Genomic DNA, 24,602 nt, shown 5'->3' with positions numbered 1-24,602 from the left:
TCTGATTGACCAGTCCACAACACGCCGGCAAAGTCTGCCGGATGTCACACATTCTTCCGGCGCATGTCCAGCAGCGCATCGAAAGCAAACGGGGATCGTGCCCGGTCCACGCGCAATTCGCCGCGCGTCACACGGCCGTGCTCGTGATCGACATGCAGTGCTATTACGCGTCGAGGATCGCCGGCATCGACGCGATCGTGCCCCGCATCCAGCAACTTTGCGACACGCTGCGCGGGCGAGGTGCGACGGTCGTCTGGCTGATGAACACGCTGGAGCGTGACGGAGTCGATCTGTGGCCGGCGTATCACGCGGGCTTTTTCGACGCGGCGGCAGCGCTCGAACACCGCCGGGGACTTGCGTCGGGCTCTGCCGGCCATGCGCTCATCGACGGCCTGCAGCGAGATGCACGCGATCCGGTGATCGAGAAAACGCGCTTTTCCGCGTTCGCGCCGGGTTCATCGGTTCTGGCCGATGTCCTCGCGGCGCGTCAGATCGACAACCTGCTCATTACCGGCGTGGCGACCAACGTGTGCTGCGAATCGACAGCCCGCGACGCCATGATGCGGGACTATCGGGTCGCCATAGTGAGCGACGCGACAGCGGCCGTCACGCCGGAAGATCACGTCAACGGACTCTCCACGCTGGCCTCCTGCTTCGCGGACGTGGTGACGTCGACCGAGGTCGTGGCGCGGCTGATCCAGGGCTGAGTCGCGCACGGCCCATTTTCAGATGCGGTCGCTTGTGCGGGCCGGCCGTTTCATGAGCGTCCGGCGCGCCGCCGCCGGCGCATTCGCGAAGCCGTCGAGGTAGCGCTTTTCGACATCGTGCTGCTCGGTACGGAAGAACAAGTGCGCCTGGCCGTGCAGGCTGCGAACGACATGGTGGGTGGTCGGCCCGTCGAGACTGCCGAGCTCGCCCGGCCGAACCCCGAGGCAAAACCCCTGACACAGCAAGGCCGGCGTGGTGGTGAAGAATCGCCCTATGACCACCCAACTCCATATTGATTTCGTTTCCGATGTTTCGTGCCCGTGGTGCGCCGTGGGACTGGGGGCGCTGGAAGCAGCCCTGAAAAACGTGGCACCCGACGTCACGGCCGCGTTGCGCTTCCAGCCTTTCGAGCTGAATCCGCAGATGCCTGCCGAAGGGCAGGACACCTTCGAACACCTCAACCAGAAGTACGGCTCTTCCCGCGAGCAGCAAGCGGAGATGCGCGACATGATTCGCGCGCGCGGCGCGGCGGTGGGCTTTGCGTTCAGCCCCGAGGGCCGGCCGCGCATTTACAACACCTTCGATGCGCATCGGCTGCTGCATTGGGCCGAAATCGAGAGTGTGGAAAAGCAGGTCGCGTTCAAGAAGTCGCTGCTCAAGGCCTACTTCACCGAAGGTCAGAATCCGTCCGACCCCGAGGTCCTGGTGCAGCTGGCAGGCGCAGTCGGTCTGGACACCGCCCGCGCCCGGGAGATTCTGGCGAGCGACGAGTACGCCACCGAAACGCGGTCTCGCGAACGCATGTACACCGAGGCCGGCATCCACTCGGTGCCCGCGATCATCATCAACAACCAGCACCTCATTTCGGGCGGCCAGCCGGTCGAAGTGTTCGAGCGTGCGCTGCGGCAGATCGCCGGCGCCGGCCAGCAACAGCCGGTCGTCGCGGCTTAGGTTTACCCGGCGTTCACGTAAAGGCGTCAACGCAGCAAGGCGCACGGGGGTTGAATGGGGCATGTTCCATTCCCGACCCTGGTGGATTGCAGCGGCCATTGGCCTCTGCCTCGCGGGCTGCGCGTCGGCGCCTGACCTGGCGCCGGCCGATACGGTGGCGCGATTGCGCTGGCTCGACCGGCTGAGCTGGGGAGCGAACCCGAGCACCGAGCGACAGCTCGCGCGCCAAGGCGCTGGCCCATGGCTGCAGGCCCAGCTGCATCCCAAGCCCGCCGTGCTCCCGCCGGCCGCGCAGGCTCAGATCGATGCGATGACGCTCTCGCACACGCCGGTCGACCAGCTCGCGATCTCGCTCGATGCGCAGCGCAAGGCCGCGGACGCACTGCCCGACGAGACGCAGAAGAAGGCCGCGCGGCAGGCGTACCAGCAAGCACTCACGCGACTGGCGCGCGAAGCGCAGCAGCGCTTCGTGTTGCGGGCGCTGTACTCGCCGAACCAGCTGCAAGAGCAGATGACCTGGTTCTGGACCAATCACTTCAACGTCAACGCGCGCAAAGGCAACCTCCGCGCGCTGGTCGGTGACTACGAGGAAACGGCGATCCGTCCGCATGCACTGGGCAAATTCCACGACCTGCTGGGCGCGACGCTGCGGCACCCGGCGATGCTGCGTTATCTGGACAACGCGCAGAACGCTTCCAACCGCATCAACGAGAACTACGCGCGCGAGCTGATGGAGCTGCACACGCTGGGCGTTGGCAGCGGCTACTCGCAGGGCGATGTGCAGGCGCTGGCGCGCGTGCTGACGGGTGTCGGCTTCACGCTTCGCGCAGCTGACGAGCCGCCGCCGCGATTGCGCGCCGAGCGCGCGGGCGACTACCTGCGCCTCGGCCTGTTCGAGTTCAATCCGCAGCGCCACGACTACGGCGCGAAAACGCTGCTCGGCCGGCCGATGACGCAGCGCGGCATGGCCGAGGTCGACGAGGCGATCGACCGCCTGGCGCGCGCGCCAGCAACTGCACGCTTCATCTCGCGCAAGCTGGCGGTGTATTTCGTCTCCGATGCGCCGCCTCCGGCGCTGGTCGACCGCATGGCGGTGACGTTCACGCAGAGCGACGGCGACATCGCCGCGACGCTCGCCACGCTGTTCGCGTCGCCCGAGTTCACCGCGTCGCTCGGCCACAAGTTTCGCGATCCGGTGCACTACGCGATCGGTAGCGTGCGCCTCGCCTACGACGATCGCGTCGTGCGCAACACGAACCCGATCCTCGACTGGATCAACCGCATGGGCGAGCCGCTGTACGGCCACGAGACGCCCGACGGCTATCCGCTCACGCAGGCCGAGTGGGCGAGCGCGGGACAGATGACGACGCGCTTCGAGATCGCGCGCGCGATCGGCGCCAACGGCGCGGTGCTGTTCCGCACCGACGATGCGGGGCCGCTCGAGAAACCCGCGTATCCGTTGCTCGCGGATTCGGCCGCCGTGCGGGTCGCGCTGCCGGGCTTCAGCGCCGACACACGCACGGCGCTCGCGGGTGCGAAGTCGCCGCAGGACTGGAACACCTTTCTGCTCGCCTCGCCCGAGTGGATGAACCGCTGAAGGACTCGCCATGCAACGTCGCGCACTCCTCAAATCCCTCGCTGCCGTGCCACTCGCCACCGGCGTCGGACAACTCATCGCCGCGCCATCGGCCGGCAACGCCAAGCTCCTGGTCGTGTTCTTGCGCGGTGCCTACGACGGCGCCAACCTCTTGGTCCCGGTCTCCGGGGCGGCGAGGGATTTCTACGACGCGTCGCGGCCGAGCCTCGCCATCGCACGTCCCGGGCAACCGGGCGGCGCGTTGCCGCTCGATGCGCAGTGGGGCTTGCATCCCGCGCTGGCCGCGAGCGTGCTGCCGCTGTTCGAGAAGAAGCAGGCCACCTTCATCCCGTTCGCCGGCACCGACGACCTGACGCGCAGCCACTTCGAGACGCAGGACTCGATCGAGCTCGGCCAGGCGCTCGATCGCAGGCGCGATTACCGCTCGGGCTTTCTGAACCGGCTCGCAGGTGTGCTGGGCGGCGGCCCGCTCCCGGCAGTGTCGCCCATCGCCTTCACCGACCAGTTGCCGATCGTGCTGCGGGGCGACGCGCGCGCCGCCAACATGGCGCTCGGCGCAGTCGGCCGGCAGGCGATCGATGCGAAGCAGAGTCAGGTGATCGAAGCGATGTACCGCAACACCGCGCTCGCGCAGTCGGTCGCCGAAGGCTTCGCGGTGCGCGACGAGGTGCAGCGCGCCGTCAAGGCCGAGATGGAAACCGCCAGTCGCAACGCGATGTCGTCCAGGGGCTTCGAGCGGGTGGCGCGCCGCATGGCGGGCCTCATGCGCGAGCGTTTTGACCTCGGTTTCGTCGACGTCGGCGGCTGGGACACGCACGTGGGGCAGGGCGCCGCCACCGGCTACCTGGCCAATCGGCTGGACGAACTGGGGCGCGGCGTCGCGGGCTTTGCCGAGGCGATGGGCGAAGACGCGTGGCGCGACACGGTGGTGGTGGTCATCAGTGAGTTCGGCCGGACCTTTCGCGAGAACGGCAACAAGGGCACCGACCACGGCCACGGCACGGTGTACTGGGTGCTCGGCGGTGGCTTGTCGGCGCGGGCCGGCGGCCGCGTTGTGGGCGAGCAGGTCGTGCTGACGCAGCCGGCCGCGCTGTTCCAGAACCGCGACCACCCCGTGCTCAACGAATACCGCGCGGTGCTCGGCGGCCTGTTCGCGCGCATGTACGGGCTGTCGCCGGCGCAGCTCGAGCACGTCTTCGGCGATGTCGCACCCAAGGACCTCGCGCTGATCTGACGCCGGCGCGCGATTGGCTTCGCGACGGCGCTACCAACTGCCCGACGCACCGCCACCGCTGCTCGACCCACCACCGCCCGAAGAACTGCTGCTGCTGGACGATGAGCTGCTGCTCGATGAACTGCTCGACGAGTCATCGTCGTCATCGTTGCTGCCGCCCCCGCCATTGCCACCCAGCGAGCCTGCGAACACGAACAGCATCGACAGCGCTGCCGCGATGGCGATCGGTATCCACTCGCCTTCGTTGGCGTAAGCGACATAGCCCGTGATGCCGAGCACGATCAGCCACTGCCCCGTGAAGACGGTCCGGCTTCTGCGATAGGCCGCCAGCATGCCGAAGCCGGTGATGCCCAGGATCAACGAACCGAAGACGGCCGCGAAGCCACCGCCAATCACCACCAGGAACGCGCTTTCCCCGTTGCCAACGAGGCGCGACACGCCCCAGATCGCCGCGGCGATGACCGCCAGGCCGGCCGTCACGAAGCGCATGGCGCGCCAGCGGTAGCTGCTGTAGCCGAGCAGGGCGGCGAACGCGGCGAAGAAGACCCAACCGAACGGCGTCACGTGCCGCTCGCGGGGCGCATCGTCCATCGGCGTTTCGGAGGAGATGACAGGCGATTCGTCACCGGCCTCGGTTTGGCCCACCACCGTGCTGCCGCCCAGCCGGTCGATCAGCGCATCGACCGCCGCGTCGATGCCGCCGTAGACATCCGATTGCCGGAAGCGCGGCGTCATCTGCTGGTCGATGATGCGGCCGGCAACGATGTCGGGCACGCGGCTCTCGAGGCCCTGGCCGACTTCGATGCGCATGCGCCGGTCCTCCAGTGCCACGAGCAGCAGCAGGCCGTCATCGTCCTTCGCATTGCCGAGTTTCCAGGCGTCGAACACGCGCGTCGCGTACTGCTCGATCGCGTCGGCGCCCGTGGTGGGCACCAGCAGCACCGCCAGTTGCGGGCCGTGTTGTGTCTGAAAGACGCCAAGCTTTTGCGCCAGGGCTTCACGCTGCGCGGCAGAGAGCGAGCCCGTGAGGTCGGTGACTTGCGCACTGAACGCGGGCACAGGCATCTGCTGGGTGCGCACCTGCGCCATCGCATCGATGGTCAGCAGCAGCCACAGACCGACGCACACCGCAACGGCAAGACGGAGCCACCCGTGGCGGGGCGACGCGAAGGTTCTCTGAGCTCTCATCTTCATGCGGCCGATCGTAGCGAGTCGGCTCCAGGCGCCGAGCGCGCCGGTGCTGCAACGCGGATCATCTTGCCGCCAGCGCCACGCCCGATATGCTGCGCCTGCATCGATGGCCTCACGTTCTTTGCTGGCTGGCGCGCCTTGCAGCGCCCGCTGGTGCGCTCCGTCATGCGGCTCGGCCAGGCGTGGGTGCTCGGGGTGGTGGCGCCGGCTGGCGATGCCGCTGCCGTTCCGGTGCGCGGCGGGCGTGCGGTGATGGACGATGAAGGGCGCTGGCTCGTGCCGGACCGTGCCACCGATCTGGCGGCGCCCCGCTGAGACTCAACCGGGCATGGCCATCACCAGCGCCCGCGCGCTTGTCGCCAGCGCCGCTCCTCGGCGAGTTCCAGCTGTGCAAATTCCACACGGGTGAGCCCGTCGGGAATGGCATTGTTGTTCAGCAGCAGGCGTCGCAGCGCGGGGTCTGCGAGGAGCCGCGCGCAGGCGCGCTGCAGGCCATCGGCAATGCCCGCCGGCGTGCCCTTGGGCGCGTAGAGCCCGCTGTAGTCGTACACCTCGAAGCCCGCGAAGGCGGCCGTGGACTGCAACAGCGGTACCGGTGCGGACGTGCCCAACCGGTCCAGCCCCGGTGACGGAAATTGCGCCCCCGACGTCACCGCGAGCGCACGCAGTTCATGCGAGCGGATGCTCCCACGGGCGGTGTGCAGCGTGGCGAACAGCAGGTCGATGCGCCCTTCGATCACCGCCTCGGCATCCGGCGTCAGGCCCGCGGCCGCGAGGCGTGTGATGTAGCTGCGCGACAGGGTCTTGAACAGCTCCGACGCCTGTTCGCTGGTGCTGCCGTCCACGCCCGACGCCATCGTGAGGCGACCGGGGTGCTGGCGTGCATAGCGCAGCAGGTCGGCCACGCTTGCGATGCCGAGCTCGGCCGCGCGCCGCTCGGCCATCAGCAGCACCATCGGCTCGCGCGCCACCACGGTGATCGGCACCAGGCTGTCGACGACGGCGTTCTCGGCATCCTGAGAAAAAACGCCGCGCCGCGGCAAGCGGACCATGGCCAGCAACAGCGTGCGTCCGTCGGGGGCCGAGTTGGCGAATTCAGCCATTCGGGCCATCACATCACCCGGGCGGTGTTCCACGGTGAGGGTCTCGCCAAGCACGCCATGCAGACCGACGGCCATGCGTCCTGCCAGCCAGCTCGAACGCCCGCCCGGTGCAAACGGTACGACGAGCGTCAACGGCTTGACGGGCGCCGCCGTGGCTGCAGGGTCTGTGGTGTTCTGTGCGACGGCGGGCAGCACGGCCATGGCGGCGAGGGCGGCGGCGCCGCGCAGGAGCGCGCGTCGATGGTGTCGATCGGAACGAGGAAAGTCCGGCGCTGCGGGCATGGCGGTCCTGAAGAGTGACGTGAGGCGCACGCGTCCCGTCGGGACGCGGATTGTTGCAGACCCGCACGGTCCCGCACGCTGCTCAGCCGGGCTCGGGAATCGGTTCGCCCAGGTTCAGCATCAGGCGATGGGCCCAGGCGAAGAGCGCCACGGAGTGCGCCAGGTCGAGCAGCTCGGTGAGGCCCGCGACCCCCTGACGGGACGACCGCGCCGCTTCAGCTGCTCAGCACGACTTCGGTGCCGCCGGCCTGGATGAGCGCGCGCATGCCGGGCCGGTCGCCACGCCGCACGCGGACGCCGACGCCGACGTCGAGCGTTTCGTAGAGCGCAGCCAGTTCGGTGGCCTTTGGATGCACGACTTCGAAGTCGAGCAGTTCGAGGCCGCCCGGCACCGTCACCGACGGATGCTTCGTGTCGAGCCAGTCGATGTAGAACGGCAGGTACAGGCCGAAGGGCGAGCCGCTCGTGTGGCTCAGCGTCCAGTGAATCTTCGTGCCGTCGGGTTGGGCGCGGCTCGAGTCGAACGGGCCCTGGAACGGCAGGTCGGCTTTGGCAGCGGCGGCGGCTAGCGCGTTCATGTCGGTGCAGTGCATCGCGAAGGTCAGGAGGCCCGGGCCCGGGCGCGCGATGATGTCCTGGACGAAGCCACCGGACACGGTGGCGAGGTCTTGCTCCGGATCTGGCCCCAGCAGTTCGATGTACTGGCCGCCGCCGAACGAGAGCAGCGCGTTGCGCGTGCCCTTGCCGGGATGCGAGCCGCCTTCGACGGGGCGCACGCCGGTGAGTTCTTCGAAGTAGTCGATGCCCGCGCGCAGGTCGGGCACGGCCCAGAGGAGGTGGTCGATTTTCAACATGTGGTCAGTCCCAGTGGTGCAGGCCGCCCAATGCGGCTTGCTGGATTTGGATGGCGTGGGTGAGCACGCTGCGTTGCCAGGCGAGCGAGGCCGGCGAGAAGGCGTCGGCCACCTGTTCGCGCATGCGTTCGCGTTCGGCGGGCGACAGGTCGGGCGAGCGCTTGAGATGTCGCTCGATCTGCAGCGCGTGCCGCATCTCGTCGTTCGGCAGCGTGCCGAATTCGATCACCGCGCCGGTGACTTCGGCCTCTGGCGCGAAGCGCTGCACGCCGTCGAACAGCAGGCCGGTGTAGGCCGGGCGATCGACGCCGCCGAAGCCGCCGCGGGTCTCGATGCGGTCCTGGCCCCACCACGCGCAGGCGCGTTGCCAGGCCGCGCCGGCCCGTTCGTTGAAGCACAGGAAGAAGGGCTCGCCGCGTTCGCCGAGGCCGGTGTGCCAGTCGATCAGCGCGATCTTGCGCACGGTCGCGAGATGGCGCTCGACGATGGCCTCGAGCGTGCGGTTCGACCATTCGCGCTGCGTGCCGCCGTAGTGAAAGCCGTCGGGGTGCGTGTACTGGCCCTTGCTGGTGGCGTCCACATAGCGGGCACGGCCGTGGCTTTCAATCCACGCGTCGCAGGCCGCGTTGGTCGCCGCGCTGCCCGCTTCGGGGCGCCAGTCGGGCGGAAACAGCAGCGCGTGCAGCTCGGGATAAAGCGGATTCGCCGGCACGCCTCTCGACCATTCGATGAAGTTCCGGTTCAGGTCGACGCCGTTCTCGGTGGTGCGTACCGTGTGCGCGAAACCCCAGGGGTTGACCGCATGGACCAGCACGACGCGCACGTCGAGCGCTGTCGATGAGGTCGCCAGATGGTCGAGCAGCGCGATCTGCGCCGCCGAACCGACGAAGCCCTCGGGTCCGTGCGTGGCGCTGATGACGAGCAGCGCGCGCGCCGCATCGGCGGGGCCGAGCACCGCGACATCGGTTGTCAGCACGCCCCCATCGGGGCCTTTTACGGCGTCGTTCGTGAAGGTGTCGAGCCGCGCGCCTGCGCGTGCCGCGGCCAGCAGGAAGCGGGCGCGTGCGGTCGCGTAGTCGGGGCTGAAGCAGTCGCCGGCGAGCGCGCCGGAAACGAGTGTTTTCGTGTGCATGAAGTCAGGCTGCCAAGGGCATGAGGGTGTCGCGTGAAGACCAGCTGCGGCCCGGGATGGCCTCGATGAGCTGGCGTGTGTAGGCGTGCTGCGGGTCGGTGAACACGCGGTCGGCCGGACCGGTCTCGACGATGCGGCCCTTGTGCATCACCGCGACCTGGTCGCAAATTTGCGCGGCCACGCGCAGGTCGTGCGTGACGAACACCATCGACAGGCCGAGCCGCACTTTCAGGTCGGCGAGCAGGTCGAGCACCTGGGCCTGCACCGACACGTCGAGCGCCGACACCGGCTCGTCGGCCACGAGGATCTCGGGGTCGAGCGCCAGCGCGCGCGCGAGGCCGATGCGTTGCCGCTGGCCGCCCGAGAACTCGTGCGGATAGCGGTCGATGGCCGCCGGGTCGAGGCCGACCAGCGCGAACAGCGACTGTGCTTTCTTGCGCGCATCGGCCCGGGAAACACCGTGTGCGATCGGCCCCTGCGCCACCAGATCGCCCGCGCGTCGGCGCGGATTCAGCGACGCATACGGGTCCTGGAAAACCATCTGCACGCGGCGCGTGGCCTGGCGCAGTTCGCGGCGCGACATGCTCGCCAGATCGACGTCGCCGATGCGGATCGTGCCGCTCTCGGGGTCGAGCAGCCGCACGATGCAGCGCGCCAGCGTCGACTTGCCCGAACCGGATTCGCCCACCACGCCGAGCGTGGCGCCTTTGGGCAGCACCAGCGAGACGTCATCGAGCGCTTTGGTCACGCGCTTGCCGCGGCCGAAGAAACCGCCGCCGGTGCGATACACCATGGTGAGCTTGTCGACCACCAGCGCGGGCTCGGTGCCGAGCGCGCGGGCCGGTGGCGGGGTGAGCGCCGGCACGGCGGCGATCAGCTTTCGGGTGTAGGGATGCTGCGGCGAATTCAGGATCTGCGCCGCGGGGCCGTGTTCGACGAGCACGCCGTTCTGCATCACCGCCACGCGGTCGGCGATCTCGGCCACCACGCCGAAGTCGTGCGTGATGAAAAGCACCGCGGTGCCCTTTCGCTTTTGCAGGTCGCGAATCAGCACGAGGATCTGCGCTTGCGTGGTCACGTCGAGCGCGGTGGTGGGCTCGTCGGCGATCAGCACGCGCGGTTCGAGCGCGAGCGCCATCGCGATCATGGCGCGCTGGCGCTGGCCGCCCGAGAGCTCGTGCGGGAACGCGCGTGCCGAGGCTTCGGGGTCGGGGATGTGCACCTCGGTGAGCAGCGCGATCACGCGTGCCTTGATCTCGCGCGCATCGAGCGTCGTGTGGACGCGGAACATTTCGCCGATCTGGTCGCCGACGGTGCGCAGCGGGTTGAGCGCGGTCATCGGCTCCTGGAACACCATGGCGATCTTCGCGCCGCGCACCTTGCGCATTTCGGCCTCGCTGAGCGCGAGCAGGTCTTGCCCGTCGAACAGCACCGAGCCGCTGTCGGCCCGCACACCGCTGGGCAGCAAACCCATGATGGCGCCCGCCGTCATCGATTTGCCGGAGCCCGACTCGCCGACCACGCAAAGGATTTCGTTGGGCGAGAGCGAGAGGTCGAGGTCGCGGATCGCATGCGTGCGATCGGCGCCGGGCGGCAGCGCGACGTTCAGCCGCTGAAGTTGGAGGATCGGTTTCATCGCGATTTCACACGGGGATTGAGGGCGTCGTTCAGGCCCTGGCCGACCAGCGAAACGGCCAGCACCACCAGCAGGATCGCCACACCGGGTATGGCCGATACGTACCACTGGGTGCGCAGCACACCGCGGCCCATGCCGATCAGGTTGCCCCACGAGGCGACGTTCGGGTCTGACAAATTGAGGAAGGCGAGGGCGCTCTCCATGAGGATGGCCAGCGCCATCACCACGCTGGCATAGACGATGAGCGGCGGCATCGCGTTGGGCAGGATCTCCCGGAAGATGATCGCGCTGTCGCGCAGCCCGAGCGTGCGGCAGGCCTGCACGAACTCGCGGTTGCGCAGCGTCATGAACTCGGCGCGCGTGAGCCGCGCCGGCGCCGGCCACGACACCACGCCGATCGCCAGCGTGACGGCGGTGAGGTTGGAGCCGAACACCGCGATCAGGATCAGCAGCAGCAGGAAGTTGGGCACCGTCTGAAAGGCCTCGGTGACGCGCATCAGGAACTCGTCCAGCTTGCCGCCGTAGAAGCCGGCGAGCGCGCCAACCACCACGCCGAGCGAGATCGCCACGAAGGTCGCGGCAAAGCCGATCAAGAGCGAGATGCGCGCACCGTGAAACAGCTGGGCCGCAATGTCGCGACCCGAGGCATCGGTCCCGAGCAGGAAGCGCGGGTTCTGCAAAGGCCACATCAGCGGCCGGCCGGCCAACTGCAGCGGATCGCCCGGGTAGAACACGTCGGCGAAGAGCGCCATGAACACCACCGCGGCGAGCAGCACCAGGCCCATCACCGCGGCCGGTCCGCGCAAATAGAGTTTGAGGAATTTCATGGCGTCAGTGGCTCGAGGCGATGCGCGGGTCCAGCTTGGCGTAGGCGATGTCGACCAGGAAATTGATGGAAATCACCACCAGTGCGAGATGAAGGCGATGCCCAGCAGGGTGTTGAGGTCGCGCTGCACCACGGATTCGTAGGCCAGCCGGCCCAAGCCGGGCAGCGCGAACACGCTCTCGACCACCACCGAGCCGCCGAGCATGCCGCCGGCCTGCAAGCCCACGAGCGTGACCATCGGCAGCAACGCGTTGCGCAGCACATGGCGGATCACCACCCAGGTTTCCGACAGGCCCTTGGCGCGCGCGGTGCGCACGAAGTCGAGCGAGAGCACTTCGAGCATCGAGGCCCGCATGATCCGCAGGTAGATCGCGAGGTAGATCATGGCCAGCGTGATGGTCGGCAGCACCAGATGGCGTGCGATGTCCAGCGCGCTGTCCAGGCCGGTGAAGCCCGCGCCGATGGTTTCGAAGCCGCCTGTCGGCAGCCAGCCGAGGTACACGCCGAACACCACGATGCCCATGAGGCCGAACCAGAACGAAGGCGTGGCGTAGAACACGAGGCCCAGCAGCGAGATCGTGGTGTCGGGCCACTTGTTCACGCGGCGCGCGGCGACCACGCCGAGCACGAGGCCGGCGACGAACGACAGCGACAGCGCGGCGCCCATCAGCAGCAGCGTGGCCGGCAGGCGCGCGAGGATCACATCGATCACCGGCTTGCCGTAGATCGCGGAGTAGCCGAGATCGAAGCGCACCAGATGCCACATGTAGCGCGCCAACTGAACGGGCACCGACGCGTCGAGCCCGTAGAAGCGGCGCAGCTGTTCCATCATGGCCGGATCGCCGCCACCCATTTGCGCGACCAGTGCATCGACGGTGTCGCCGGGCGCCAGTTGCAGCAGCAGGAAGAGCCCGGCCAGGATCAGCAGCAGCGTCGGAATGCTCGAGAGCAACCGGCGCAGCGCCAGCGAGAGGATCGCCATGTCAGGCCGTCACCCACAGGTCGGCCCAGCTGCTGGAAATCCAGCGCGGTTGGTTGTGATGGTTCTGCAGCTTGCTGCTCGTCACCGAGATCAGCAAGCGCTCGATCGCCATCCAGAGCGGCAGCTCGGTGTTGACCTGAGAGGCCAGGTCGACGTAGAGCTTGCGGCGCTTGGCCGGGTCGATCTCGAAGGCGGCGGCATCGATGAGCTGGTCGATCGAATCCGACTTCCAGCCCCACTGGTTGGTCCAGGGCGCGCCTGCGGGGCTGCCGGAGCGGTACCACACCGTGGTCGACACGGCGGGGTCGCCGCGGTACTGGTGCCAGCCGGTCGCGAGGTCGAAATTCCAGTCCTTGTAGACGTTGCTGAGGAAGCCCGCGGCGTCGTAGCGCACGATCTCCACACCAATACCCACTTGCTGCAGCGACTGCTGCATGAAGGTCGACCACAGCGTGATGTCCTCGCCCCATGGCGCAGGCACCAGACGCAGCGTGAAGCGCTTGCCGTCGGCCTTCTTCGGGTAGCCGGCGCTGTCGAGCAGCGCCTCGGCCTTCTTGCGATCGAACGGATATTGCGGCGTGTTCTTGTCGTAGAACGCCTTCGACGAGCTCGGGATCATGCCGGTCGCCGGATTGGCGAAGCCGTACAGGAAGTTCTCGCAGAAGAACTTGACGTCGAGCGAGCGGATGATCGCTTCGCGCACGCGCTTGTCGGCGAGTTCCTTGCGGCGGAAGTTGAACTCCACCGTGTTCATGACCGCGTTGCCTTCGTTGCCGCGGCTCCCCACCTCGAACTTGCCGCCCTTTTTCAGGCGCTCGAGGTCGGCCAGCGCCAGGCCGCCTTCGGGGCTGATCTGCACCTGGCCCGATTCGATGGCCGCCGCCGCGGCGGCCTGGTCCGGAATGAAGCGCCAGACGATCTGGTCGAGGTAGGGGAAGCCGGGGCGCCAGTAGGCCTCGTTGCGCACCGCGATGATGTATTGGCCGCGCTCGTATTTCGAGAACTTGAACGGTCCGGTGCCGATCGGCGCGGTGTTGACCGGGTTCTCGATGACGTTGGTGCCGGCGTACAGATGCTTGGGCGCGACATAGCCGAGGTCGGCCAGCGCGCGCAGCAGCAAGCCCATGGGCATCGGCTTGGAATACTTGAAAACCGCCGTGTTGGCGTCGGGCGTGTCGACGGCGTCGAGATAGAGCTGCAGCACGGTGCTGTAGTTCAGGTGCTTCTTCCACATCTCCATCGCCGTGTACTGCACGTCGGCCGAAGTGAAGGGCTTGCCGTCGTGCCACTTGACGTTCTGGCGCAGCTTGAAGGTGATGGTCTTGCCATCGGCACTCGACGACCACGAGGTTGCGAGCACCGGCGTGGGCTCGCCCTTGGCGTCGAGGTCGACCAGCGCTTCCATGATCTTGCCGGCCACCACGTAGACGCCGGTCGACGCGCGCAACGCCGGGTTCAGGATGCGTTGCTCGCCGCTCATGTGAACGGTGATGCTGCCGCCCCGGCGGGGTTGCGTCTGGGCCTGCAGCAGGCCCGGAACGCTGAGGGACAGCGCGAGGGCCGGGGCGGTCATGAGGGCGTTGCGACGTGTGAGTTTCATCCGGATCTCTTCAAGTGGAGGCGTTGGAAAAAGGAAAGGACAGGAAAGGAAAAATACGCTCAGCCCGCGTCGGCGGTCGCGCTCGGGAAGATCGGCTCGCCGAGGTTGAGCATCAGGCGATTGGCCCACGCGAAGAGCGCGACCGAATGCACCAGGTCGAGCACTTCGATGTCGGTCAGGCCGACGGCCTTGAGCGCATGGACGTGCGAGGCCGACAGCGCATCGGGCCGCAGCGTGAGCTCGGCCGAAAACTGCACGATGGCTTTCTCGCGGTCGGTGGTGCCGGCAGTGAGCGGGTCTTCGAAGACCTGCTCGATCACATCGCGGCGCTTGGCGAGTTGTTCGAAGCGCTGCGCGTGCACCGACGTGCAGTACACGCAGCCGTTGATACGCGACTCCACCGTGGCGCCGAGTTCGCGTTCAGCGCGCGGCATGCCGCCCGGCGCGAACATGATCGCGTTGAAGGCGATGGAGCGCTGCAGCAGGATCTCGGGCTGGTGCGCCAGCAACAGGAAGTAGGCCGACTGCTTGGCCGTCGGGCTCATCTCGTCGAGCGCGGCGATCTGCTCGGGCGTGGCGTTGTCGAGCTGCACGGTGTCGAGCCAGGAGGCCCAGTCGAGGACCGCGTTGGTGAAGCCGTTGATGTGGATGACGGCGCTCATGCGGTCACCTCCGCTGCGGCCATCGCCTTCAGGCCAGCGACGACGCGCACCTGGTACGACAGAAAGGCGATGAGCTGGCCGAGCGCGACGATGGCCGGCGTCGTGAGGCCCGCATCGACCAGCGCCTGCACGGCAGCGCGATCGCCCTCAATGGGTCGCTCGATCAGCTTGGTGGTGAAACCCAGGATGGTCGCGATGCGTTCGCTGTCGAACGTGGCGATCGCGCCGGTTTCGACAGCGTCGATGAGCGCTGGATCGGCTTTTTCGACGACGAGGCGGCTGCGGTAATGCGCGGCCAGTGCAGCGTCTTTCGACAGCACTGCGGTGTGGAAGGCGACCAACAGGCGCTCGACGACCGAGATGCCTTCGATGTCGGGCGAGAACATGCCTTCGTAGCTGGCCTGGGTGGCGGCGACCACCTTGGCGCGCTCGTGGCGCGCGGCATGGGTTGGCCTGCCGGGGACCAGCGGGACGATCTGGTCGATCACGTCGATCGGGGATGCAAGGGTTGTCATGTCTGGAGCGGGTTGAGTGAATCCGAATGGGGGTCGGCGAGGATCAAGCGGGCACCCATTCGTTGCCCAGCAACTCGGGGTCGTCGTAGGCTTCGAGCTTCGCGTAGTGGTGCTCGAAGTCTTCGCGGTAGAACGCGCTGGCCAGGCCGGTGGCGAGGCGCCGAGCGCCTTCGCTGATCGCCGGGATGTCGCCCGAGACCGAGCCGTGCGACAAGGTCGCGGGATAGCAAAAGCAATGGATGCGGTCGAGCCCGGGGCATGCGCCCGGTGTCTTTTCCTGCAGCTCGAACAACGGGCCGAGGTCGGGGGAGTCGGCGAGTTCGGTGTCTTCCTGGCCCGGTGCGGGCACGAAACGGTCTTTCCAGGCACGCACGTGCGAGGCGATCGCGGCGTACTCCGGCCGCGCATGCCAGTCGACCTTGAAGCCGGTCGAGACGATGAGGAAATCGAAGGCGAATTCCCGCTTCGGCGTGCTCACGCGCAGCGCGGCGCCGTCCTGCTCGACGGACAGGATCGGGCAGCTGAAATTGAAGCGCGCATTGGCGTGGCGCGACACGCGCAGCGTGCTGCCGTGCGGTGGCGGCACGTTGGCCACGTTGATGTAGTGACGCAATTTCCACTTGAGCGTGTCGGGCAGATCGAAATGGCCGTGGGTCAGCCCCGGCACGCCGGCACCCTTGGATTTGTTGATGCGCGGCAGGTCGTCGCGACGAATCAACAGGTCGACGCTCGCGGCGCCGGCCTCGAGCGCGGTCGCGGCGCTGTCCATCGCCGACGAGCCTGCGCCCACCACGCCCACGCGCAAACCTTTCAGCGTGCGGTAGTCCATCACGTCGGACGAATGCGCCCAGCGTGCGCGGTCGAGCGACTGCATGAAGCCGGGAACCGCCGGCCCGCCGAGGCCGTCGCGGCCGGTCGCGAGCACGACGCGGCGCGCCAGCACGCGGCTCGGGCCGGCCGGCGTGGACAGGTCGAGCTGCACCTTGCCGTCGGCTCGCGGGCGCACCGCGGTCACTGTCGTTTCGTTGCGCACGTCGACGGCCATCACGCGGCGATACCAGCGCAGGTAGTCCATCCACTGCAGGCGTGGGATCTTGTCGAGTCGTGCCCAGTCGTCGGCACCGAATTGCGCCTCGAACCAGGCGCGGAAGGTCAGTGCCGGCAGGCCCAGCGCAGGCCCGGTGAGCTCCTTGGGCGAGCGCAGCGTTTCCATGCGCGCCGTGGTGGCCCAGGGGCCTTCGAAGTCGAAGGTTGCGCGGTCGAGCACCATGGCGTGGATGCCTTGCTGCGCGAGCGCGGCGGCCGCAGCCAGGCCGGCCTGGCCACCGCCGATGACGACCACGTCGTGCTGAGGCATGCCGAGGTCGTCCGGCTGCGGCGGCATCCAGGCGCGGGCCGGCCAGCCGAGACATTCCAGGTCGCGCGCCAGTCGGTGTTCGAGGGCGGCGAGCCCGATGGGCGCGCCGCTGGAAGAGGAGGGGAGTTCCATGGTCATCTGGGGAGCTCGGAGTGCGCGGTCAGTCGAGGCTGATGTTGGCGGCCTTCGCGACCTCTGCCCACTTCATGCGGTTGTCATGCACCGTTTTCTTGAACTGCGCGGGCGACTCGACGCGTACCGTGTTGCCCTGGCTCTCGAATTTTGCGCGCAATTCGGGTTCGGCCATGACCGACTTGATGGCGGCATTGAGCTTGTCGACGATCGTCGGGTCGGTGCCTTTCGGCGCGAAGACCGCGAACCAGATCGAGCTGTCGAAACCGGCCGTGCCGGGCAGCCCGCTGGACGCGATCGTCGGCACTTCTTTCACGGCTGCCACGGGCGCCGCAGTGGTCACGCCCAGCAGGCGCACCTTGCCGGCCTTGTACTGCGGCAGCACCGTCTGCACCTGATTCATGATGCAGCAGGTCTCGCCCTTCACCACCGAACTGATGGCCTCGGGGCCACCCTTGTAGGGCACGTGTGTCATCTGCAGTCCGAGCCGCGAGTTGAACTCGGCAAAGGCCATGTGCGTGCCGGCGCCGTTGCCGGTCGACGCGTAGTTGTACTTTCCGGGATTCGCCTTCACCAGGTCGACGAACTGCTTGAGCGTCGTGACGTTGATGACGTCCGGATTGATGGTGAGCACGTTCGACACATCGAGCACCGGCGACACCGCGATGAAGTCGTTCTCGACATCGAAGGGGAGCTTCTTGTAGAGCGCCGCGTTGCTGCCGTGCGTGGCGGCCGTGCCGAAGACCAGCGTGTAGCCGTCGGGTTTGGCGCGTGCCACGTACTCACTGGCGATGTTGCCGGCGGCACCGGCCTTGTAGTCGATGATGACCGGCTGGCCCAGCTCCTTGCCCAAGGGCTCCTGGATGGCGCGGGCCACCACATCGACCCCGGAGCCGGCCGGGAATCCCATGATCATCATGATGGGCTTGGAGGGCCACTCGTCCGCCGATGCCGGCGTCGAATGCACGACGAGCGACAGGGCAACGGCGAAGAGCGCGGCTGCCGCGCGGCGGGGAAGAGTCGATGGGTCATACGGGTCACGTCGGTGAAAAGTGATCAGGAACTTAGGCAATTAAAGGCAATGTCCATGCCAAGTAGTAATTAATGAGCGATCGAATTCGCTTTGTCGAATAGAAGATTGCGCTATATGCATATAACTTGGAAAAATATTCCAATATCGTTCGTTATTGCGATTGTGCGCGAATGTGGATTTTCTTTCAGCGGCCCCCATGGGGGAAAATATTTCGACCGCTGGAATCGCACCTCGACCGGCGCGCGCGCGCCCAGCCGACCATACGCGCGCCAGGGCGCTTGAAAAGAGTGCGTTGTCGCTTTCGATGCACGTTTCGATGCGCGTGCCCAAACAAAAACGGCCCGCACAAGACGGGCCGTTGACAGGAGAAAGAGCGTTGTGCCCGTTCATGATGGCGTCGCGTGGTCAGGCGTGTCGCTGCATGCGGTCGAGTGCGGATTGCATGTCGAGCATCAGGTCGTTGCACGATTCCAGTCCGGCATGGACGCGGACCATCGGGCCTTCGAGTTTCCAGGGACGAACAGCACGCGCAGGCGCCTCCAGCATCGGCAGCACGAGGCTTTCGTAGCCGCCCCAAGAGAGGCCGATGCCGAACAACTCGAGGCTGTCGAAGAACACGGCGAGCGCGTCGCGGCTCACCGGCTTCAGCGCGATGGCGAAGAGGCCGCTCGCGCCCTTGAAGTCACGCCGCCACAGCGCGTGGCCCGGGTCGCCGGGCAGGGCAGGGTGCAGCACCTGCGCGACCATCGGGTGACGCGCCAGGCTCTCGGCCAGCAGCACGCCGTTTTCCCAATGGCGGTGCAGGCGCACCGACAGGCTGCGCAGGCCGCGCAGCGCGAGGTAGAGGTCGTCGGGACCGGCAGTTTGGCCGAAGTCGTGTGCGGTTCGCTGCAGCAGCGACCATGCGCGCTCGTTCGCCGTCGCGGCGCCGAGCAGTGCGTCGGAGTGGCCAACGATGTACTTCGTCGCGGCCTGGATCGAGATGTCGACACCGTGTTCGAAAGGCTTGAAGAACAAGGGACTGGCCCATGTGTTGTCCATCACCACGAACGCATCCACCTTGTGCGCCTCGCGCGCGATCGCCGGGATGTCCTGCACTTCGAAAGTGGCCGAGCCGGGCGACTCGACGAACACGACGCGCGTGTTGCGACGGATCTGATGCCGGATCTCGCTGCCTGCGAGTGGATCGAAGAACTCGACCTCGATGCCGAAACGCGTGAGCACGCTGAGCGCGAAGTCGCGCGTCGGGCCGTACACGCTGTCGGTCAAGAGCACATGGTCGCCCGGCTTCAACAGGGCCATGAGGCTGTGCGTGCAGGCGGCCAGACCCGAAGGAAAAACGATCGAGCGATGGCCGCCTTCCAGTTCGGCGAGTGCGGTCTCGAGCGCTCGGGTCGTGGGCGTACCGAAGCGTCCGTACGACGCGTACGGATTGCCCGGCAGCTTGCGCGATTCCCATTCGCCGAGCGAGTTCGACAAGATCGTGGAGCCGCGAAAAACCGGCGTGTTGACCATGCCCGCATGGCTCGACGGGTCGCGCCCTGCGCGCACGAGGTGGGTTTCTGATTCGAAGGAAGTCAACGGGCCGGTCTTTCGCAGATGCTGTTGTCGGTGCTCCAGTCTAGGAAGAGCGGCGGGGTTTCTTTTGCTGAAATGTTCCCTGTATTCGACGTATGGCGCAAAATATTGCTCCTGACGCGATGAATATTGGATGTGCCTACTCCCATGGACAAAATCGACAAGTTGATTCTCGAGCTGCTGCAAGTCAATGCGAGCGCGTCGCTGCAGGAAATCAGCGAGCAGGTGAGCCTCTCGGCCACGCCCTGCTGGCGGCGCATCCAGCGGCTGGAGCGTGAGGGCTACATCCGCCAGCGGGTGGCCTTGCTCGACCCCGACAAGCTCAACGTGGGCGTGACGGTGTTCGTGGCGATCCGCACCAGCCAGCACAACGAAAAGTGGTTCAAGCGCTTCAGCGCAGTGGTCGCGGCCATCCCGCAGATCGTCGAGTTCTACCGGATGAGCGGCGACAACGACTACCTGCTTCGAGTGGTCGTGCCCGACATCAAGGCCTACGACGCTGTCTACAAACGCATGATCCGCGAGGTCGAGTTGTCCGACGTGAGCTCCAGCTTCGCGATGGAGCAGATCAAGTACACGACTGCGCTGCCACTCGACTACGCCTGATGCCCGCGCCGGAGACAATCGGCTGCATGAAAGATCTTCTCGGGATTCGATGGCCGGTGATCCAGGCCCCGATGGCCGGCGTGCAGGGCAGTGCGCTCGCCATCGCGGTGAGCAACGCAGGCGGGCTGGGTTCACTGCCCGGCGCGATGCTCACGCCCGATGCGCTGCGCGGCGAGCTCGCGGCGATCCGCGCCGGCACCGACAAGCCCTTCAACGTCAACTTCTTCTGCCACACGCCGCCTGTGCCCGACGCCGCACGCGAAGCCGCCTGGCGCGGTGCGCTGGCGCCTTACTACGCCGAGTACGGCATCGACCCGACCAGCATCGGTGCCGGCCCGGGTCGCCATCCGTTCGACGAAGCCGCGGCCACGCTTCTGGCCGAATTCGCGCCGCCGGTCGTGAGCTTTCATTTCGGCTTGCCGTCGGCCGCGTCGCTGGAACGGGTGCGGGGTTGGGGCGCAAAGGTGCTGGCTTCGGCCACCACGCTCGATGAAGCGCTCTGGCTCGAGGCGCACGGGGCGGACGTGGTGATCGCGCAAGGCCTCGAAGCCGGCGGGCACCGCGGTCATTTTCTCTCGCACGATCTCACGCTGCAACTCGGCACCTTCGCCTTGCTGCCCCAGCTGGTGCGGCGGCTCCGGGTGCCGGTGATCGCAGCGGGCGGCATTGCCGATGCCGAGGGCGTGGCGGCGGCCATGGCGCTCGGCGCGGCCGGTGTGCAGGTCGGCACGGCGTATCTGCTGTGCCCCGAAGCCACGACGTCGAATTTGCATCGCGCGGCGCTGCAGAGCGATGCGGCGCGGCACACGGCGCTGACCAACGTGTTCACCGGCCGGCCGGCACGCGGCGTCGTGAACCGCGTGATGCGGGAGCTCGGGCCGATCGGAAATGCGCCGCCAGCGTTCCCGCTCGCCACGTCGGGCATCGCGCCCTTGCGCGCCAGGGCAGAGGCTCTGGGCAACACTGACTTCACGCCGCTGTGGTCGGGCCAAAATGCGACAGGGTGTCGCGCGGTTCCCGCCGCCGAAGTGACACGTGCGCTGGCCGAAGGAACAGGAAAATGAAAACGATGAATCCGATCGAGCCCCAGCCGCCCACCTTGCACTTGCCGCTCTCGTTCCTGGCGCGCCCCGTCCGCGCGGACATCGCCGAGCCCTGGTTGCTGGTGCTGTTGCACGGTGTCGGCAGCAACGAGGGCGACCTGTTCGGGTTGGCCCACCTGATGCCGCCGCAGTTCCACGTCGTCAGCCTTCGCGCACCCAACGTGATGGCGCCGGATGCCTATGCGTGGTTCGCGTTCCAGGTGGCCGCCGACGGCCGTCGCACCATCGACGAGGGGCAGGAGCGCGAGAGTCGCTTTCTGGTCGGCGAATTGGTCTCGTCGATCGGCGAGCAGCTCGGCATTCCACCGGAGCGCACGGTGGTCGGTGGCTTCAGCCAGGGCGGGATCATGTCGCTCTCGCTGTTGCTGACGCAGCCCGAAAAGTTGCGCGCTGCCATGGTCTGGCACAGCCGGCTGCTGGTGCAGGTGGAGCCGCACGTGGCACCGCGCGAGGCCTTCGAAGGCAAGGCGCTGTGGGTGAGCCACGGCACCGACGACGCCGTGATCCCGCTGGCGGCGGCGGAGCACACGCGCGCGGTGGTCGGCACCTTGCCGATCGCGCTGTCGGGCGCCGACTTTCCGGGCGGGCACGAGATCCGGCCCGGCGAGCTGCAACAGTCGATCGACTGGCTGCAGTCGCTCACCGTCGCCTGATCGGCCCGCTCACATCTCGTCGATCGGTGTGGTCCGCGTTTCGCCCTGCGCGGCGAGCGAGTACCGATCGCGGGTCTTGACATAAAAGCTCGCCCCGAAGCGCCCGACCGGAAAGTAGTGCTGCAGGCGCACGCGCCACGTTTCGGTGTCGATGAGTTCGTCGCGCGCGTGCATCCATCTCACCTGGCCGATGAAGATCTGGCGGCTCTCGGTTTCGAGCGTTTCCCACAGCGTGCACTCGAAAGCCACCGGCGCCTCGGCGATGCGCGGCGGTTTGACGAAGTTGCTCGGCAGCGCGGTGAAGCCGACCACGTCGAGTTCGCTCACATGCGGCGGATGGCGCTCGCCACAGCGATGCATCTGCTCGGCCGTGTCTTCGTCGGCCAGGTGCACCACGAACTCTTTCGTGCGAACGATGTTGGCGGCCGTGTCCTTCAGCGCGCCGTCCTGCAGCCGGTTCACGCTGATCATCACGATCGGTGGCTCCTCACCCATCATGTTGAACATGCTGAAAGGCGCGGCGTTGACCACGCCGTCTGTGCCCAGCGTGGTGACGAGCGCGATCGGCCGCGGCACGATCAGGCTGGCCATCAATTTGTAGCGCTGGTATTCGGTGAGGGTGGCGAAGTCGATGTCCATTGCTGGTGCGGGTTTGTTGCTATCATTTTTGAATGCCTTTGCGGAGCGCTCCGCATTCAGCGAGTCGGTGCAACGATCTTGCCCTTGCGCAGATAGTGCCGCGTGGTGATCGCCACACTCCCATGGCCGAGCAAGTTCGATGCCGTCTGGTCGTCGTGCTCGTCGGCCACATCATCAGCCGCCTTCGCTCTCAGGTCATAGAACCAGAACGCCTCGATTGCCTCGCGCAACTCTGGATTCGCATCTGCCGCCTTCGCGCGCGCAGTCACGAACATCTCCCGCATCGTCTTCTTCGCCAGGCGCAGCCCGCGCAGGTTCACCGTGAGGTTTGCGCTCCAGACCTTGTAGCCTTCCTTGCGCGTCTTGATGCGCTGGATCACGGTCGCCAGCTCGCCTTCGATGCGGATGCGCCGGCGCGTCTTGGTCTTGTGCTGCTTGACCTCCAGCATGCCGTCCACGATGTGCCTCTCGGTCATCTCCAGCACGTCGCCGGGGCGCTGCCCGGTCAAGTAGGCAAGATCCATCGCATCGCGCAGCGGGGCCGTAGCCTGCTCCCACACCGCGCGGAAGATCGCGTCCGTGATGTAGACCTCGCGCTTCGGTGCGGTGAAGCCCTTGATGCCGGCGCAGGGGTTGGCGTTGTTCGTGTAGTCCCACTTGCGCGCCAGGTTGAACATGACCGAGAACAAGCGCTTGAGCCTGGTGGCCGTGGTCGGGTGGTCTTTCTTCCACTGCAGTAGCGCATCGATGTGCTTCGGGCGGATGCTATCCAGCGGCGCAGGCGGATTTCCGAAGAACGCGCGCAGGTGCTTGAGGTCGGCCTTGTAGGTGATCTGGCTGCTCTTCGCCAGGTTGGGCAGGACTTCGCGCTCGTAGCGAGCAGCCAGTTCTGGGAAGGTGGTTACGGCTGCAGCCACTTCGTGCTGGGCCTTCAGCTCGGCCCACTTGCGCACCGCCGAGATGTAGTCGCTGCCGAGCGGGATTTCCTTGCGTGGTTTGCCGCCCGCGTCGAAGTAGTAGTAGACCCGTCCGGACTTCTGAGTCCGCGCGAGGAAGTGCTGCATTGAGGTTTTAGCCATGCGCAAGCCTCGGTTCCCATGACAGGATCGGCGCCGGCTGGGCGCCAGTTCCTTCGATGACGGCGCGCGCGACCACCGGACGGCCCACGGCGTTGACGTAGTGCGGGATCTTCATCTGGCGTAGCGTAGCAATCTGCCGCTCTTCGCGGCTCTTGCCATCCTTGCCGGCCCGGATGCCGGTGAGTTCCGCGATGTCTTCGGCATTGAGGAATAGGCTCATGCTGTCTCCTTCAAGATGCGCCATGCTGTTGCAGCTTCAGTCCGCTTGATGAATTGGCAGTTCATACAGAGAATTTGATAGTCGCCTGGTTGATGCGACGCCTTCGCCCTGCGATAGACGCCACGCTCTCCAAGTTCGGCGCGCTCCACGTTGCCGTTGTTCTTGATGTGATCCAAGGTCAAGGCGCGCTTGTCGGAGAACCCGCAGCGCATGCAGACATGCCCGTACATTTCGAAAAGCTGCTCCCGCTCTCTGGCTTTGGCGGCGACTGATTGCGCGTTGTATTTGTCAGGGTTCTCGGCTCGAAGCCTTTTCATCACTTCGCGCTTCTGCGCGCGGGCCGTCTCTTTGTTGGCTTCGTACCATTTTTTGTACGCTGCTGCCGCCTTTTCAGGGTTGCGGTCTTTCCATTCCTGCCAGCGGTTGGCGGCGCGTTCAGGATTTTTCTCGACCCAAGCCTTGTAGCTATCAGCACTCACTTTCGCTCTCCTGATAGAACAGTCCATGCGACCGCCGCCACTCGGCTAACCTGTCCATTGCCAAGGGCTCTAATGCGGTGTGCCCGATAGGCCAGCCCATCAACCACTCGACCCACTCCGGGTTCAGCTGGCCACCGTCTGAGGCCATGACTGCGTGATCGATCCTGTCGTTCGATCTGTCCTTCCCGCTTTTGCGGGTCAAGGCTCCAGGCGACGAACCTTTGCTCGCGCTGGCGCACGGTGTCGGCCATTTCTTCCCTGCCATCGGGGTCGGCCAAATGAGCGCTGATCCAGATTCGCTCTCGAAGGTGGGGGGCGTCCACGTCGGCAGCAGAAATGACTCCCCAGCGACAGTCATACCCCATCGCGGCCAAGTCTCCGAGAACTCGTCCAAGCCCCGAGAAGTGAGCATTGGTGAGTTTTCCACTTCGACTCGGCTGGGTTGTACTT

Annotated in this window: 28 protein-coding genes and 1 pseudogene; 8 read left to right on the top strand and 21 right to left on the bottom strand. The window is 66.6% G+C overall.

Features of this window, described 5'->3' with window-relative positions; translation table 11 throughout:
- Positions 1 to 137 precede the first annotated feature (137 nt).
- Positions 138 to 707 carry an isochorismatase family cysteine hydrolase gene (locus AX767_RS01675; RefSeq protein ID WP_168164795.1) on the top strand — a complete coding sequence of 190 codons (570 nt, stop codon included), beginning with the start codon at positions 138 to 140 and terminating at the stop codon, positions 705 to 707.
- A gap of 18 nt (positions 708 to 725) precedes the next feature.
- Here AX767_RS01675 and AX767_RS21220 read toward each other — a convergent pair whose 3' ends face one another.
- On the bottom strand, positions 726 to 989 hold the full coding sequence (locus tag AX767_RS21220) for a hypothetical protein (RefSeq protein WP_156480930.1): 264 nt from the start codon (positions 987 to 989) through the stop codon (positions 726 to 728).
- Here AX767_RS21220 and AX767_RS01665 point away from each other — a divergent pair.
- The 3 genes from AX767_RS01665 (at position 982) to AX767_RS01655 (ending at position 4,490) form a co-directional block, all read left to right on the top strand.
- On the top strand, positions 982 to 1,659 hold the full coding sequence (locus tag AX767_RS01665) for a DsbA family oxidoreductase (RefSeq protein ID WP_068628078.1): 678 nt from the start codon (positions 982 to 984) through the stop codon (positions 1,657 to 1,659). The genes AX767_RS21220 and AX767_RS01665 overlap by 8 nt on opposite strands.
- A 61-nt stretch (positions 1,660 to 1,720) precedes the next feature.
- On the top strand, positions 1,721 to 3,256 hold the full coding sequence (locus AX767_RS01660; RefSeq protein WP_068628077.1) for a DUF1800 domain-containing protein: 1,536 nt from the start codon (positions 1,721 to 1,723) through the stop codon (positions 3,254 to 3,256).
- A gap of 10 nt (positions 3,257 to 3,266) precedes the next feature.
- On the top strand, positions 3,267 to 4,490 hold the full coding sequence (locus AX767_RS01655) for a DUF1501 domain-containing protein (protein ID WP_068628076.1): 1,224 nt from the start codon (positions 3,267 to 3,269) through the stop codon (positions 4,488 to 4,490).
- A 30-nt stretch (positions 4,491 to 4,520) separates the two neighbouring features.
- Here the strand turns inward: AX767_RS01655 and AX767_RS01650 are convergent, their stop codons facing one another.
- Positions 4,521 to 5,684, bottom strand: coding sequence for a TPM domain-containing protein (locus AX767_RS01650; RefSeq protein WP_082754747.1), 1,164 nt, complete (start codon positions 5,682 to 5,684; stop codon positions 4,521 to 4,523).
- Between the two features lie 63 nt (positions 5,685 to 5,747).
- Between AX767_RS01650 and AX767_RS21215 the strand changes: the two genes are divergently transcribed.
- A complete protein-coding gene (locus tag AX767_RS21215; RefSeq protein ID WP_156480929.1) occupies positions 5,748 to 5,996 on the top strand; it encodes a hypothetical protein in 249 nt (82 codons plus the stop codon).
- A 20-nt stretch (positions 5,997 to 6,016) separates the two neighbouring features.
- Here the strand turns inward: AX767_RS21215 and AX767_RS01645 are convergent, their stop codons facing one another.
- From AX767_RS01645 to metC, 14 genes and pseudogenes are all read right to left on the bottom strand, one after another.
- The gene (locus AX767_RS01645) at positions 6,017 to 7,066 is read right to left on the bottom strand and encodes a Bug family tripartite tricarboxylate transporter substrate binding protein (protein WP_068628074.1); all 1,050 of its coding nucleotides are present in this window, start codon (positions 7,064 to 7,066) and stop codon (positions 6,017 to 6,019) included.
- An 82-nt stretch (positions 7,067 to 7,148) separates the two neighbouring features.
- A pseudogene (locus AX767_RS21750) lies at positions 7,149 to 7,253 on the bottom strand (peroxidase-related enzyme); the annotation flags it as partial.
- 28 nt (positions 7,254 to 7,281) lie between these two features.
- Positions 7,282 to 7,920: a VOC family protein gene (locus tag AX767_RS01640; protein WP_068628073.1), complete on the bottom strand. Its 639-nt coding sequence runs from the start codon at positions 7,918 to 7,920 to the stop codon at positions 7,282 to 7,284.
- 4 nt (positions 7,921 to 7,924) lie between these two features.
- Positions 7,925 to 9,052, bottom strand: a complete 1,128-nt coding sequence (locus AX767_RS01635) for a DUF2817 domain-containing protein (protein ID WP_068628072.1) — start codon at positions 9,050 to 9,052, stop codon at positions 7,925 to 7,927.
- Positions 9,053 to 9,056: 4 nt separating this feature from the next.
- The gene (locus AX767_RS01630) at positions 9,057 to 10,688 is read right to left on the bottom strand and encodes an ABC transporter ATP-binding protein (protein ID WP_068628071.1); all 1,632 of its coding nucleotides are present in this window, start codon (positions 10,686 to 10,688) and stop codon (positions 9,057 to 9,059) included.
- Positions 10,685 to 11,515 (bottom strand): ABC transporter permease, encoded by an 831-nt coding sequence (locus AX767_RS01625; RefSeq protein WP_068628070.1) that lies wholly within the window; start codon positions 11,513 to 11,515, stop codon positions 10,685 to 10,687. The genes AX767_RS01630 and AX767_RS01625 overlap by 4 nt, the downstream gene beginning before the upstream one ends.
- A gap of 72 nt (positions 11,516 to 11,587) precedes the next feature.
- Positions 11,588 to 12,496: an ABC transporter permease gene (locus AX767_RS01620; protein ID WP_237288520.1), complete on the bottom strand. Its 909-nt coding sequence runs from the start codon at positions 12,494 to 12,496 to the stop codon at positions 11,588 to 11,590.
- A 1-nt stretch (position 12,497) separates the two neighbouring features.
- Positions 12,498 to 14,096 (bottom strand): ABC transporter substrate-binding protein, encoded by a 1,599-nt coding sequence (locus AX767_RS01615; RefSeq protein WP_068628069.1) that lies wholly within the window; start codon positions 14,094 to 14,096, stop codon positions 12,498 to 12,500.
- Positions 14,097 to 14,155: 59 nt separating this feature from the next.
- The gene (locus tag AX767_RS21660) at positions 14,156 to 14,758 is read right to left on the bottom strand and encodes a peroxidase-related enzyme (RefSeq protein WP_068628068.1); all 603 of its coding nucleotides are present in this window, start codon (positions 14,756 to 14,758) and stop codon (positions 14,156 to 14,158) included.
- Positions 14,755 to 15,273: a CMD domain-containing protein gene (locus AX767_RS21655; protein WP_068628067.1), complete on the bottom strand. Its 519-nt coding sequence runs from the start codon at positions 15,271 to 15,273 to the stop codon at positions 14,755 to 14,757. The genes AX767_RS21660 and AX767_RS21655 overlap by 4 nt, the downstream gene beginning before the upstream one ends.
- Positions 15,274 to 15,316: 43 nt before the next feature.
- Positions 15,317 to 16,768, bottom strand: a complete 1,452-nt coding sequence (locus AX767_RS01600; protein ID WP_068628066.1) for a flavin-containing monooxygenase — start codon at positions 16,766 to 16,768, stop codon at positions 15,317 to 15,319.
- A gap of 22 nt (positions 16,769 to 16,790) precedes the next feature.
- Positions 16,791 to 17,819, bottom strand: coding sequence for a Bug family tripartite tricarboxylate transporter substrate binding protein (locus AX767_RS01595; RefSeq protein ID WP_068633238.1), 1,029 nt, complete (start codon positions 17,817 to 17,819; stop codon positions 16,791 to 16,793).
- Positions 17,820 to 17,834: 15 nt separating this feature from the next.
- A complete protein-coding gene (locus tag AX767_RS21195; RefSeq protein WP_156480928.1) occupies positions 17,835 to 18,185 on the bottom strand; it encodes a hypothetical protein in 351 nt (116 codons plus the stop codon).
- 15 nt (positions 18,186 to 18,200) lie between these two features.
- A complete protein-coding gene (gene metC, locus AX767_RS01590; protein WP_068633236.1) occupies positions 18,201 to 19,310 on the bottom strand; it encodes a cystathionine beta-lyase in 1,110 nt (369 codons plus the stop codon).
- 210 nt (positions 19,311 to 19,520) lie between these two features.
- Here metC and AX767_RS01585 point away from each other — a divergent pair, with 210 nt between their 5' ends.
- From AX767_RS01585 to AX767_RS01575, 3 genes are read left to right on the top strand one after another with little or no spacing between them, the layout of a single operon-like run.
- A complete protein-coding gene (locus AX767_RS01585; RefSeq protein WP_068628065.1) occupies positions 19,521 to 19,979 on the top strand; it encodes an Lrp/AsnC family transcriptional regulator in 459 nt (152 codons plus the stop codon).
- A gap of 26 nt (positions 19,980 to 20,005) precedes the next feature.
- Positions 20,006 to 21,043: an NAD(P)H-dependent flavin oxidoreductase gene (locus AX767_RS01580; RefSeq protein ID WP_156480927.1), complete on the top strand. Its 1,038-nt coding sequence runs from the start codon at positions 20,006 to 20,008 to the stop codon at positions 21,041 to 21,043.
- Positions 21,040 to 21,735, top strand: a complete 696-nt coding sequence (locus tag AX767_RS01575; protein ID WP_237288519.1) for an alpha/beta hydrolase — start codon at positions 21,040 to 21,042, stop codon at positions 21,733 to 21,735. Before AX767_RS01580 ends, AX767_RS01575 begins: the two co-directional genes overlap by 4 nt.
- 9 nt (positions 21,736 to 21,744) lie before the next feature.
- Here AX767_RS01575 and AX767_RS01570 read toward each other — a convergent pair whose 3' ends face one another.
- From AX767_RS01570 to AX767_RS22205, 5 genes are read right to left on the bottom strand one after another with little or no spacing between them, the layout of a single operon-like run.
- Entirely contained in the window at positions 21,745 to 22,374 is a 630-nt protein-coding gene (locus tag AX767_RS01570) for a flavin reductase family protein (RefSeq protein WP_068628063.1), read from the bottom strand.
- Between the two features lie 56 nt (positions 22,375 to 22,430).
- Positions 22,431 to 23,453: a tyrosine-type recombinase/integrase gene (locus AX767_RS01565; protein WP_237288518.1), complete on the bottom strand. Its 1,023-nt coding sequence runs from the start codon at positions 23,451 to 23,453 to the stop codon at positions 22,431 to 22,433.
- Positions 23,446 to 23,673: a DUF4224 domain-containing protein gene (locus tag AX767_RS01560; RefSeq protein ID WP_068628061.1), complete on the bottom strand. Its 228-nt coding sequence runs from the start codon at positions 23,671 to 23,673 to the stop codon at positions 23,446 to 23,448. The genes AX767_RS01565 and AX767_RS01560 overlap by 8 nt, the downstream gene beginning before the upstream one ends.
- Positions 23,670 to 24,152, bottom strand: a complete 483-nt coding sequence (locus AX767_RS01555; RefSeq protein WP_068628060.1) for a hypothetical protein — start codon at positions 24,150 to 24,152, stop codon at positions 23,670 to 23,672. Before AX767_RS01555 ends, AX767_RS01560 begins: the two co-directional genes overlap by 4 nt.
- A complete protein-coding gene (locus tag AX767_RS22205) occupies positions 24,149 to 24,517 on the bottom strand; it encodes a hypothetical protein (protein ID WP_210392609.1) in 369 nt (122 codons plus the stop codon). Before AX767_RS22205 ends, AX767_RS01555 begins: the two co-directional genes overlap by 4 nt.
- Positions 24,518 to 24,602: the final 85 nt, after the last annotated feature.

This window comes from Variovorax sp. PAMC 28711 (assembly GCF_001577265.1).
GTDB lineage: Bacteria > Pseudomonadota > Gammaproteobacteria > Burkholderiales > Burkholderiaceae_C > Variovorax.
Note: the sequence above shows the minus strand (reverse complement) of the source record. Positions and strands in the feature narration are given on the sequence as shown.

Excerpts from the sequence above, each read along its gene's own strand:
- AX767_RS01660 (WP_068628077.1), top strand. The coding sequence starts at position 1,721 with ATGTTCCATTCCCGACCCTGGTGGATTGCAGCGGCCATTGGCCTCTGC.
- AX767_RS01665 (WP_068628078.1), top strand. The coding sequence starts at position 982 with ATGACCACCCAACTCCATATTGATTTCGTTTCCGATGTTTCGTGCCCG.
- AX767_RS01580 (WP_156480927.1), top strand. The coding sequence starts at position 20,006 with ATGAAAGATCTTCTCGGGATTCGATGGCCGGTGATCCAGGCCCCGATG.
- AX767_RS22205 (WP_210392609.1), bottom strand. The coding sequence starts at position 24,517 with ATGGGGTATGACTGTCGCTGGGGAGTCATTTCTGCTGCCGACGTGGAC.
- AX767_RS01575 (WP_237288519.1), top strand. The coding sequence starts at position 21,040 with ATGAAAACGATGAATCCGATCGAGCCCCAGCCGCCCACCTTGCACTTG.
- AX767_RS01585 (WP_068628065.1), top strand. The coding sequence starts at position 19,521 with ATGGACAAAATCGACAAGTTGATTCTCGAGCTGCTGCAAGTCAATGCG.
- AX767_RS21660 (WP_068628068.1), bottom strand. The coding sequence starts at position 14,758 with ATGAGCGCCGTCATCCACATCAACGGCTTCACCAACGCGGTCCTCGAC.
- AX767_RS01650 (WP_082754747.1), bottom strand. The coding sequence starts at position 5,684 with ATGAAGATGAGAGCTCAGAGAACCTTCGCGTCGCCCCGCCACGGGTGG.
- AX767_RS01560 (WP_068628061.1), bottom strand. The coding sequence starts at position 23,673 with ATGAGCCTATTCCTCAATGCCGAAGACATCGCGGAACTCACCGGCATC.
- AX767_RS21195 (WP_156480928.1), bottom strand. The coding sequence starts at position 18,185 with ATGAACGGGCACAACGCTCTTTCTCCTGTCAACGGCCCGTCTTGTGCG.
- AX767_RS01565 (WP_237288518.1), bottom strand. The coding sequence starts at position 23,453 with ATGGCTAAAACCTCAATGCAGCACTTCCTCGCGCGGACTCAGAAGTCC.
- AX767_RS01600 (WP_068628066.1), bottom strand. The coding sequence starts at position 16,768 with ATGACCATGGAACTCCCCTCCTCTTCCAGCGGCGCGCCCATCGGGCTC.
- AX767_RS01630 (WP_068628071.1), bottom strand. The coding sequence starts at position 10,688 with ATGAAACCGATCCTCCAACTTCAGCGGCTGAACGTCGCGCTGCCGCCC.
- AX767_RS01640 (WP_068628073.1), bottom strand. The coding sequence starts at position 7,920 with ATGTTGAAAATCGACCACCTCCTCTGGGCCGTGCCCGACCTGCGCGCG.
- AX767_RS01655 (WP_068628076.1), top strand. The coding sequence starts at position 3,267 with ATGCAACGTCGCGCACTCCTCAAATCCCTCGCTGCCGTGCCACTCGCC.
- AX767_RS01570 (WP_068628063.1), bottom strand. The coding sequence starts at position 22,374 with ATGGACATCGACTTCGCCACCCTCACCGAATACCAGCGCTACAAATTG.
- AX767_RS01620 (WP_237288520.1), bottom strand. The coding sequence starts at position 12,496 with ATGGCGATCCTCTCGCTGGCGCTGCGCCGGTTGCTCTCGAGCATTCCG.
- AX767_RS01635 (WP_068628072.1), bottom strand. The coding sequence starts at position 9,052 with ATGCACACGAAAACACTCGTTTCCGGCGCGCTCGCCGGCGACTGCTTC.
- AX767_RS01645 (WP_068628074.1), bottom strand. The coding sequence starts at position 7,066 with ATGCCCGCAGCGCCGGACTTTCCTCGTTCCGATCGACACCATCGACGC.
- metC (WP_068633236.1), bottom strand. The coding sequence starts at position 19,310 with ATGGTCAACACGCCGGTTTTTCGCGGCTCCACGATCTTGTCGAACTCG.
- AX767_RS21655 (WP_068628067.1), bottom strand. The coding sequence starts at position 15,273 with ATGACAACCCTTGCATCCCCGATCGACGTGATCGACCAGATCGTCCCG.
- AX767_RS01625 (WP_068628070.1), bottom strand. The coding sequence starts at position 11,515 with ATGAAATTCCTCAAACTCTATTTGCGCGGACCGGCCGCGGTGATGGGC.
- AX767_RS01615 (WP_068628069.1), bottom strand. The coding sequence starts at position 14,096 with ATGAAACTCACACGTCGCAACGCCCTCATGACCGCCCCGGCCCTCGCG.